This window comes from Prosthecobacter sp. (genome assembly GCF_029946185.1).
Lineage (GTDB): Bacteria > Verrucomicrobiota > Verrucomicrobiia > Verrucomicrobiales > Verrucomicrobiaceae > Prosthecobacter.
The window spans coordinates 1-10,080 of record NZ_JAQSEA010000313.1 but is presented as its reverse complement, the minus strand read 5'-3'; the positions used below and the strand labels follow the sequence as shown (position 1 = coordinate 10,080).

General features: G+C 59.8%; 9 protein-coding genes. 5 read left to right on the top strand and 4 right to left on the bottom strand.

What is annotated here, in order from left to right:
• Positions 1 to 77: 77 nt before the first annotated feature.
• From lepA to lepB, 4 genes are all read left to right on the top strand, one after another.
• A complete protein-coding gene (gene lepA, locus PSV43_RS25940) occupies positions 78 to 1,874 on the top strand; it encodes a translation elongation factor 4 (RefSeq protein ID WP_300204706.1) in 1,797 nt (598 codons plus the stop codon).
• 49 nt (positions 1,875 to 1,923) lie between these two features.
• Positions 1,924 to 3,057: a histidine decarboxylase gene (locus tag PSV43_RS25935; RefSeq protein ID WP_300204703.1), complete on the top strand. Its 1,134-nt coding sequence runs from the start codon at positions 1,924 to 1,926 to the stop codon at positions 3,055 to 3,057.
• Positions 3,054 to 3,458, top strand: a complete 405-nt coding sequence (locus PSV43_RS25930; protein ID WP_300204699.1) for an ACT domain-containing protein — start codon at positions 3,054 to 3,056, stop codon at positions 3,456 to 3,458. Before PSV43_RS25935 ends, PSV43_RS25930 begins: the two co-directional genes overlap by 4 nt.
• Before the next feature lie 73 nt (positions 3,459 to 3,531).
• Positions 3,532 to 4,752, top strand: a complete 1,221-nt coding sequence (gene lepB, locus PSV43_RS25925) for a signal peptidase I (RefSeq protein WP_300204696.1) — start codon at positions 3,532 to 3,534, stop codon at positions 4,750 to 4,752.
• A gap of 135 nt (positions 4,753 to 4,887) precedes the next feature.
• On the opposite strand, the gene accC is transcribed toward lepB, so the two are convergent.
• The 4 genes from accC to PSV43_RS25905 all read right to left on the bottom strand — a co-directional run bounded on the left by accC (position 4,888) and on the right by PSV43_RS25905 (position 8,862).
• Positions 4,888 to 6,249, bottom strand: coding sequence for an acetyl-CoA carboxylase biotin carboxylase subunit (gene accC / locus PSV43_RS25920; RefSeq protein ID WP_300204694.1), 1,362 nt, complete (start codon positions 6,247 to 6,249; stop codon positions 4,888 to 4,890).
• 96 nt (positions 6,250 to 6,345) lie between these two features.
• Positions 6,346 to 6,894 (bottom strand): acetyl-CoA carboxylase biotin carboxyl carrier protein, encoded by a 549-nt coding sequence (gene accB, locus PSV43_RS25915; RefSeq protein ID WP_300204691.1) that lies wholly within the window; start codon positions 6,892 to 6,894, stop codon positions 6,346 to 6,348.
• 114 nt (positions 6,895 to 7,008) lie between these two features.
• Complete coding sequence (gene menB, locus PSV43_RS25910; RefSeq protein ID WP_300204687.1) at positions 7,009 to 7,821, bottom strand: 1,4-dihydroxy-2-naphthoyl-CoA synthase; 813 nt, start codon at positions 7,819 to 7,821, stop codon at positions 7,009 to 7,011.
• A 129-nt stretch (positions 7,822 to 7,950) separates the two neighbouring features.
• A complete protein-coding gene (locus PSV43_RS25905; RefSeq protein ID WP_300204685.1) occupies positions 7,951 to 8,862 on the bottom strand; it encodes a PfkB family carbohydrate kinase in 912 nt (303 codons plus the stop codon).
• 167 nt (positions 8,863 to 9,029) lie between these two features.
• Here PSV43_RS25905 and PSV43_RS25900 point away from each other — a divergent pair.
• Positions 9,030 to 10,080, top strand: a 1,051-nt coding sequence (locus PSV43_RS25900; RefSeq protein ID WP_300204682.1) for a hypothetical protein, incomplete at its 3' end; no start/stop codon positions are given.

Genomic DNA, 10,080 nt, shown 5'->3' with positions numbered 1-10,080 from the left:
TCCACAGGCTTCAAGCATCGGAATTGCTTTCTTCTCGCCGCTGGATTAAATACTCCGCCCCCCGCCAAGCCAACTGAATGTCCATTTCCCGCACCCGCAATTTCTCCATCATCGCCCACATCGACCATGGGAAGACCACGCTCTCTGATCGTCTGCTGGAGTTTACGCAAACCATCACCGTCCGACAGCAGCAGGATCAGCTGCTCGATTCGATGGATCTGGAGCGCGAGCGCGGCATCACCATCAAGGCTCACCCGGTGTGCATGAACTACAAGGCCAAGGACGGCCAGATCTATAAGCTCAACTTGCTGGACACCCCCGGGCACGTCGATTTCAGCTATGAGGTCAGCCGCTCGCTGGCCGCTTGTGAAGGCGCACTGCTGCTGGTGGATGCCTCGCAGGGCGTCGAAGCGCAGACCGTCGCGAATTTGAATCTGGCCCTGCAGCAGAACCTGCATGTCGTCCCCATCATCAACAAAATCGATCTCCCCAGCGCCGACGTCGACAAGGTGAAGCGCCAGCTTGAGGACATCCTGCAGCTCTCTTCCGATGAGGCCGTGTCTGCCAGTGCCAAGATGGGCATTGGCATTGAGGACATTTTGGAGGCCGTCGTCGCCTTCATCCCGCCGCCGACAGATCCCGGCGACGGCTATTTGCGTGCTTCGGTGTTCGATTCGATCTTCGATCCCTATCGCGGAGTGGTCAGTTATGTCCGCGTCATGTCCGGCACCATCGTGCGTGGTCAAAAGGTGCGCCTGATGGCCTCAGGCAACGACTCCGAAATCAAGGACCTCGGCACCTTCCGCCCGAAGATGGTCCCCTGTGAAAAGCTGGAGGCTGGCGATGTCGGCTACATCATCGCCAACGTCAAAACCACCGCTGACGTGAAGATCGGCGACACACTCACCGAGAGCCGCAAGCCTGCCCCCGAGGCACTGCCCGGCTTCAAAGAGATCCACCCCCTCGTCTTCAGCGGCATCTATCCCGTCAGCACCGACGACTTCGAGGCGCTGAAGCTCGCCGTCGGCAAGCTTCAGATCAATGACGCCGCCTTCACCTACATGGCAGAAAGCTCCGCCGCTCTCGGCTTCGGCTTCCGCTGCGGCTTTCTCGGTCTGCTGCACATGGAAATCGTCCAGGAGCGCCTGCGCCGTGAGTTCGACATGGATGTCATCTCCACCTATCCGTCCGTCATTTACGATGTGAGGAAGACCGACGGCACCGAGCTCAAGGTGGACAATCCCACCTTCCTGCCCCCGCAGGCGGAGATCGACGAGATCCGTGAGCCGATCGTGAAGGTGAACATCATGATCCCGAACGAGAACATCGGAGACATCATGCAGCTCGTCATGGACAAGCGCGGCGTGGTGAACAACACCGAGACCCTCGACGACCGCCGCGTGCTTCTGCACACCGTCCTGCCACTGAACGAAATCCTCGTGGACTTCAACGACAAGCTCAAGTCCATGACCCGTGGTTACGGCAGCATGGAGTATGAACACGCGGGCACCCAGCCAGCCGAACTCGTCAAGATGGACATCCTCATCGCCAGCGAGCCCGTGGATGCCTTCTCCTGCATCGTTCACCGCAGCAAGGCCGAGAGCCGTGGCCGCCAGCTCTGCGCCAAGCTCAAGGAAGTCATCCCCCAGCAGCTCTTCGTCGTCGCCATTCAGGCCGCCATCGGTGGCAAGGTCATCGCCCGCGAGAGCATCAGCGCCATGCGCAAAGACGTCACCGCCAAATGTTACGGCGGCGACATTTCCCGCAAACGCAAGCTCCTCGACAAGCAGAAGGAAGGTAAGAAAAAGATGAAAGCCATCGGCCGGGTGAACATCCCGCAGGAAGCGTTCATTCAGGTGCTGAAGAACGACTGAGGCAGAGAAGCTTGCATCGCGGAGGGGATTCTGACAGAATTCCTCTGCTGTGACTCCTCCCAACCTCAGTCCCGCAGACCAGCAGCGGCTCGATGACCTGTACGCGCGGCTGCGCGAATGCAGCACGCGCAGCGTCGGGTATCCGTGCAATCAGGCCTTTGATTACTCAGACCTGTTCCGCTTTCTCGAGTTCAGCATCAACAACGTCGGCGATCCCTTTCACGGCACCAACTACCGCCTCAACACCATGGAGTTTGAGCGCGAGGTGCTGGCGGACTTCGCCCGCTTCTCGCGTGCGCCTGCGGATGAATGGTGGGGCTACGTCACCAGCGGCGGCACGGAGGGCAACATGTACGGCCTCTACGTGGCACGGGAGCTCTTCCCGGATGGCATCTGCTACTTCAGCGAAGACACGCACTACAGCGTGGCCAAGGTTCTGCGCCTGCAGCACACGCGCAACATCATGATCAAGAGCCAGCCGGACGGTCAGATGGACTATGCCGACCTGCGCGAAACACTGCGCATCCACCGCGACGTGCCGCCGATCATTTTCGCCAACATCGGCACCACCATGACGGGCGCTGTCGATGATCTGGCGCAAATCCGCGCCATCATGGATGATCTCGCCATCGGCAACGCCTACATCCATGCCGATGCAGCGCTCAGCGGCATGATCCTGCCCTTTGTCGATGCTCCGCAGCCCTGGACTTTCGCCGATGGCGCAGACAGCATTTCCATCAGCGGGCACAAAATGCTCGGCTCCCCCGTGCCCTGCGGCGTCGTGCTGGCCCGCAAGGCCAATGTGGACCGCATCGCACGCTCGATCGAATACATCGGCGCGCTGGACACCACCATCGCCGGTTCCCGCAGTGGCTTTTCTCCGCTGCTACTCTGGCACCGTTTGCGCAGCCTCGGCGACGCCGGATTGCGGAATATGGTACACACATGTCTGGGAAATGCCGGGTATGCCGTGCAGCAATTCCGCGCGCAAGGCATCGAAGCGTGGTGCCATCCGAACTCCATCACCGTCGTATTTCCCAAGCCGCCGCCGTCCATGATGGAAAAATGGACCATCGCCCCACGTAAAAACATCGGCCACCTCATCGTCATGCCCCATGTGACCCGGCCCACCATCGATGCCTTTGTAGCCGACTACGCCACTGCACTGAAACCACCCCCATGAAACAGCTCACTGTTCTTGTGCCAAATGAGATTGGCATCGCCGCCAAGCTTACCACCTGCCTGGCGGAGCGCGGCATCAACATCGAGGAAATTGACGTCGAAAGCGTGGCAGATCATGGCATCGTTGTGCTCGGCGTGGATCGCTATGACGAAGCGCTGCGTGTCCTCAGCGACGCAGGCTTTCGAGTCATCACCCAGGACACCCTGCTCGTGCGCCTGGAGGACAAGCCAGGCGCGCTTGCCGCCGTCGCGATGCGTTTAAAGAACGCTGGGCTGGATCTGCGTTCCATGCACATCCTGCGGCGGGATGCATCCAGCACCACCGCCAGTCTCGTTTGTTCAGACAATGCGCGCGCCGCCGAAGTGCTGCGCGATGTGCTGGTTATGGAATCCCGGAGCTGAATCAAATCGGTTTTGGAACAATGACAGCACTTGAGCATTGCTCGCCGCCTCCTAGTATCCTGGACTCGTCCCCATGTTTTTCCTGACCCCCCGCTACCTCAAGCATGCCAAGCTCCTGCACAAGGGCGTGACACGCTTCATCAACTACAAGCGTGACATCCTGCCGCAGGCAAAACTGGATGAGATCACCACGTTGCGCAGCAGCCTGGAGGACGCCATGCGCGCCAAGGACAAGGCGCGCATCAGTGCCTTGAACGACGAGATCAACAAAGCCTGCGAAAAAGCGCTGCCGCATGTGGAGCATTCGGACATCGGCGAAAATGTGGAGGTGTTCTTTGTCGCCATTGTCATCGCGCTCGGCATCCGCAGCTACGTCGCGCAGCCGTTCAAGATTCCCACCGGCTCCATGCAGCCGACTCTGTATGGACTGGTCGCAAATCATACCGAACAGGATGTGACGCCCAATTTTTTGATGCAGTGCAAAGACTGGGTGGCTGGCCGCAGCTACTACAATGTCGTTGCCAAACGTTCGGGCTTCCTGCGTAAAGGTGAGCTTCCTTTGACGGAGCACAGCTTTCTCGGCTTTTTCGCGCATTGCCGCCTGCATTTTGAAGATGGCGGCACGCAGTGGATCTGGGCGCCGATGCGCCAGCTTGCCACCGACCCGGATGGCTTGAACTTGGGGTTATTGAACTTGGTCGGCGCTCAGATCTCGGTGGATGGTACCCAGCTCACACCAGATGCCCAGTACGTGCGTTCCGTCGCTGATCTCGGTGGCAAGCAAATTACGAAGGGGCAACTGTTGGCGCGCGGGACTCTGGACACCGGGGACCATGTGCTGGTGAACAAATTCGCCTACAACTTCCGCCGCCCCACGCGTGGCGAGGTGTTCGTCTTCACCACGAAGAATATTCGCAGCCCCTACATGCGCGTGAGCGTTGAAGAAGGCTCGCAGCATTACATCAAGCGGCTCGTGGGTGTGCCAGGAGACCGGCTCGAAGTCAAATCGCCCGTGCTATGGGTGAACGGCAAGCCCGCTGAAGAGTTTGGCATGAAGCGTGTGGGTTCGATGGAAGGTCTGTACAAAGGCTACGGCAACTTCCAGTTCCTTGCGGAAGGCACGGTGCGCGAGTTGAGCAATCGTGACAACGCCCGGGAATACTGGGCCATGGGAGACAACAGCTACAACAGTTCGGACAGCCGCTACTGGGGCGCTGTGCCTGAGCGCAATCTCGTCGGACCAGGCTTGTTCTGCTACTTTCCGCTGGGACGGAACTGGGGTCTGATCCGGTAGGCTGCGGCACCCATAAGGTGGGGAGGCAGCCGATGAATGTACGCTGTCTTGATGGCTCCGCCATCCGAGATGCCGCCCGGAAGTCTTTGAGTTCTCAGCCAGCAATCGCGGCTATGAAGCTAAATCGCGCTCTTCTCAGGCCTTCATGCCTTCCTGGCGCAGGAAGTTCTCCACCCAGGTGATGTCGTACTGGCCGTTCTGGAAGTCGGAGGTGGTCATGATCTGGCTTTGCAGCGGGATCGTGGTCTTGATGCCTTCGACAGTGAACTCACCGAGTGCACGGCGCATGCGGCGGATGGCGATCTCGCGTGTGGCACCGGTGACGATGAGCTTGGCGATCATCGAGTCATAGTAGGGTGGCACGGAGTAGCCGGCATAAACGTGGGTGTCCACGCGGACGCCGCGGCCACCGGAGGTGTACCACAGATTGATCTTGCCGGGGCTGGGGGCGAAATTGCGGGAAGGATCTTCGGCATTGATGCGGCACTCGATGGCATGGCCACGAGGCTGGGCACCCACGACGTGCTCGCTGAGCGGCAGGCCGGCGGCGATGCGGATCTGCTCCTTGATGAGGTCGCAGCCGTAAACTTCTTCCGTGATCGGATGCTCCACCTGGATGCGGGTGTTCATCTCCATGAAGTAGAAGTTCTCGCAATTGTTATCGACGAGGAACTCGATGGTACCGCAGTTTTCGTAACCGATCTCTTTGCAGAGCTTCACGGTGGCGTCGCCCATGCGCTTGCGCATTTCGGGGGAGATCTTGGGGGAAGGGCACTCTTCGATGATCTTCTGATTGCGGCGCTGCATGGAGCAGTCGCGCTCGCCGAGGTGGACGACGTTGCCGTGGGAGTCGGCAACGACCTGGAACTCGATGTGGTGGGGCTTTTCGACGAGCTTTTCCATGTACATGGAGCCGTCGCCAAAGCATTTCATGGCTTCCAATGAAGCGGCTTGGAAGCTGGAGCCGAGGGTGGCTTCATTGAGCACCGGGCGCATGCCACGGCCGCCGCCGCCTGCGGTGGCCTTGACCATGACGGGGTAGCCGATCTTGCGCGCCCAGGCGAGTGCCTCTTCTTCGGTGTGAATGAGACCATCCGAACCGGGGGTGATGGGCATGCCTGCCTTCAGGGCCGTTTCACGTGCCACGTTCTTGTCACCCATCATGCTGATGACGCGTGCGGAAGGCCCGATGAACTTGATTTTACACTGGTCGCACACCTCGGCGAATTCAGCCTTCTCAGAGAGGAAGCCATAGCCGGGGTGGATGGCGTCAACGTTGGCGATTTCCGCCGCACTGATGATGCGGCTCATTTTCAGGTAGCTCTCGGAGCTTGGACCAGGGCCGATGCAGATGGCTTCATCGGCCAGGTGAACGTGCATCGAATCGACATCGGCTTCGGAATAAACGGCGACGGTTTTGACATCGAGTTCTTTGCAGGCACGAATGACGCGGAGGGCGATTTCACCACGATTGGCAACGAGGACTTTTTTGAACATGTGAGGCGCGGAAGGTAGGAAAAGTCTGCTTGGCTTGACTCCGGGCGGGCCCGATTTGGCGGGGCCTGGACGTCAGGTCAGGGGCAGGAATGGCAATCAGGCTTTCAACTCGAACAGGGGCTGGCCATATTGGACGGGTTTGCCGTCTTCCACGAGGACGCGCACAATGGTGCCACGGGTGTCAGCCTTGATCTCGTTCATGACCTTCATGGCCTCGATGATGCAGACGTTGCTGTTTTCGTCTACGCTGTCGCCGATGTTGGAGATGGCTTTTTCTCCCGGAGCGGTGCTGCGGTAGAAGGTGCCTACCATGGGGGAGTTGATGGTCGGTCCCATGGCGGCTTCGGCGGCAGGTGCTGCAGCAGGAGCGACTGAGGGGGCGGCAGCAGCGGCTGGAGCCGGGGCGGCGGCGTAAGAGACGTGCGAACCCGAGGACGCGGGCAGGCTCTGGAGCAGTTCTTTAACAGCCTCCAGATCAGAGCCGCGGCGGAGTTCGAGCTTGGCGCCTTTTTGTTCGCTGTGGAAATAGGTCAGATTGTTCTCAGCCATGAGTCCGACGATTTCGCGGATCTGTTTGAGATCGTAGGCTGAGGACGAGGGGGCTGGAGCGGGGGCAGCAGGTTTGGATGTGGTACGTTTAGCCATGTCGGGGAGAGTGTGTCAACGGATGGCTACGATCATACAAACTCCGCCCGAAGTGGCAACCATAAAGGCATTCTCGACTTTCAAGCCGCTGTATATTCAGATTGCCTTTCTGGCTCAGGGGAGGCGGGGAAATTTGGAGAAATCGGGCTTCCGTTTTTCCACGTAGGCGTTTTTGCCTTCTTTGGCTTCTTCGCTCATGTAGTAGAGCAGGGTGGCATTGCCAGCGAGGTCGAGGAGACCCATCTGGCCGTCGCAGTCGGCATTGAGGGCTGACTTGAGGCAGCGCAGGGCCAGCGGGGAGTGCTGGAGCATCTCGCGGCACCATTTGACGGTTTCTTCTTCGAGTTGGTCCAGCGGGACGACGGTGTTGACAAGGCCCATATCGAGGGCCTGTTTGGCGTCGTACTGGCGGCAGAGATACCAGATTTCGCGTGCCTTTTTCTGGCCGACAATGCGGGCGAGGTAGCTGGAGCCGAGGCCGCCGTCGAAGCTGCCTACTTTCGGCCCGGTCTGGCCAAAGCGGGCATTGTCTGCGGCGATGGTGAGATCACAGACGATGTGCAGCACATGCCCGCCGCCGATGGCGTAACCGGCCACCATGGCTACCACGGGCTTCGGCAGGGTGCGAATTTTCCGCTGCACATCGAGGATGTTCAGGCGTGGCACGCCGTCGTCACCGATGTAGCCGGCATTGCCGCGGACCGTTTGATCGCCACCGGAGCAGAAGGCCAGGGGGCCTTCGCCACAAAGGATGATGACGCCGACGCTGCGGTCCTCATGCACGATTTCAAACGCTTCGAGCATCTCCTTCACAGTCAGCGGCCGGAAGGCATTGCGCACTTTAGGCCGGTTGATGGTGATCTTGGCGATGCCATCGCTGGTTTTCTCCAGCTTGATGTCTTTGAAGGTTTTGATCGAAGTCCACATGGGAGGGAGGGGAAAGTTGACGGTGGTTTACGGTTGTTGACGATGGTTGTCCGAACCATCGGAGAAGAGGTGGGCGGAAGTTTGCAAACAAGGGTCAACAACCGTCAACCACTGTAAACAACGGTGAACTCAGAAGTTCGTATAGCTGCGCAGTTCGGCAATACGTGCATCGATGTCTGCGAGGGTCACGGTCTGCAGCTTGTGGGTGCTGAAGGCTTCGCAAGTGTAGCTGGCGGCGACGCTGCCGTGGACGGCGGCGGTCTTGAGGTCTTCAAAGGTGGGCTTGGTCTTGCCATTGGCGGCGAGCCAGCCGACGAGGCCGCCGAGGAAGGAGTCGCCAGCGCCAGTGGGGTCAAACACGCTGTGCAGGGGGTAGGCGGAGCAGGCGAAGAAGTCTTCCGGCTTTTCTCCAAAGAGGAAGCTGCCATGCTCGCCACGCTTGACGATGACGAAGCGGGGGCCCTTGGCCTGAAGCTTGCGACCGGCATCGACGAGGTTGGTGGTGCCTGCGAATTCTTTGGCTTCGCTGTCATTGATGACGAGGAGATCGATGCGCTTGAGCACGTCATGCAGGCGCTCGTTGGCGATGTTGATCCACAGATCCATGGTGTCTGCGGCGACGAAGTCGGCCTGCACCTGATCGAGCATCTGCATCTGGTTGTCCGGGCTCATGTTGGCAGCCACGGCGATTTTGGCGGTCTTGGCGGCCTCGGGGACCTGCGGCTGCCATTGTTCGAGGACGTTGAGGCCCACCTTGTGCGTGGTGCGGCTGTTCATGTCGTCGTGGTATTCGCCGGTCCAGGTGAAGGATTCGCCGGAGTTGCGCTCCAGGCCGTCGAGCGTGATGCCGCGTGAGGCCAGCAGGTCGAGGTGGGGTTTCGGGAAATCATGCCCGATCACGCCCACGAGGTGGATGGGCTGGCAGAAGATGCTGGCGGCCAGAGCAGCATAGCTGGCGGAGCCTCCGAGCAGGTTTTCCTGCGAGTCCTGCGGGGTTTTGACATTGTCGAGGGCGACGGATCCAGCGATGACGACTGACATGAGTGTGTATTTTGGTTAGATAAGGTGTAACAGTTAATCCTTGCCTCGCAGGCGACGAACTTTTAACGGTACGTCTGTCAGCGGGGGCGGCGGATTATCGGTTCCACCTCCGTTGTGTCAATTGCCACTCCGCACACTCTTTCATGCGTCTCAGTCTATGCTTTTTCATGCTGATCCTTCTGCCCGTGGCGACGGGGGTGCATGCATGGCTGTTTTGCAGTGAAAATCTCCCCGTGCTCACCGAGGAGGCTGTGGCAGGCCTGAAGGCCGCCGGAGTGCGCGATCCCGTCGTGGAAGTTCGATTTTTCGACATTGCTGTCAGTGGCGAGGCACCGGACCCGCCTGCACGCCAGCGGGCATTGGCGGCCCTGCGTACGCTTGGCCCTTTGCGGCTGAAGACCGGCGCGGAGCAAATTCACGTGCTGGCCAGTCTCAGTGCGAAGCTGGACCAGAAGACCCTCCTTCTCAGCGGCTGGCTGCCCGATGAGGCTGAAATCAATCAGGCGCGCCTTCTCATCGCGGATCTTCGCCCTGATCTCGTCATCAATACCGATGGGCTGCACTCCGCCCCCGAAGTGCGCTGGCCGGAGGGCTTCAAGCCGCCGCTCACCGCCGGCAGCGTCCTGCTCAAGCCGATCATTGGTGCCTTGCGCGTGCCTGCGGAACTGCACATTCATGCCAAGGACGATGCCATCGTGCTCAGCGGCCTGCTGCCGGACACGGCCTTGAAGGAAGAGCTGGTGGACACACTCGCGGAAGTGGCTGGCGCACGGGTGGTAGATCCCACCGCACTGAAAGCCAGCCCGCACGTGCTGACCGCAGCCTTTGCCAAACCGGAGTTGCTCGCCGCCTTCGTGCGCAGTTTTTTCAGCGTCCCACCACCACGCGCCTTCGACATCCAGAGCGATGGCATCCCGCGCCTCGAAGGAATCGCGACGCGGCAGATGGAAAGCAACTGGCTCACCCTGCTGCGGCCTGTCACCGGCGGGGCCAAGGTGGATGCGCATTTCACCTTGATGCCGTCGCTCTACCATTTTCCCGGCTATCAGGTTCAGTCCAATCTGCCCCCGGCAATGATTGATTCAGTGCGTGAGGCCCTGCGGGGCTGCGTGATCGTGTTTGATGCCGGCTCCGCACGCATTTCGTCGCATGAACAGACGCGGCTTGCCATCATGTCTTCCACCTTGCTCGCCGACGGTCCGAGACTGGGGCTTGTCA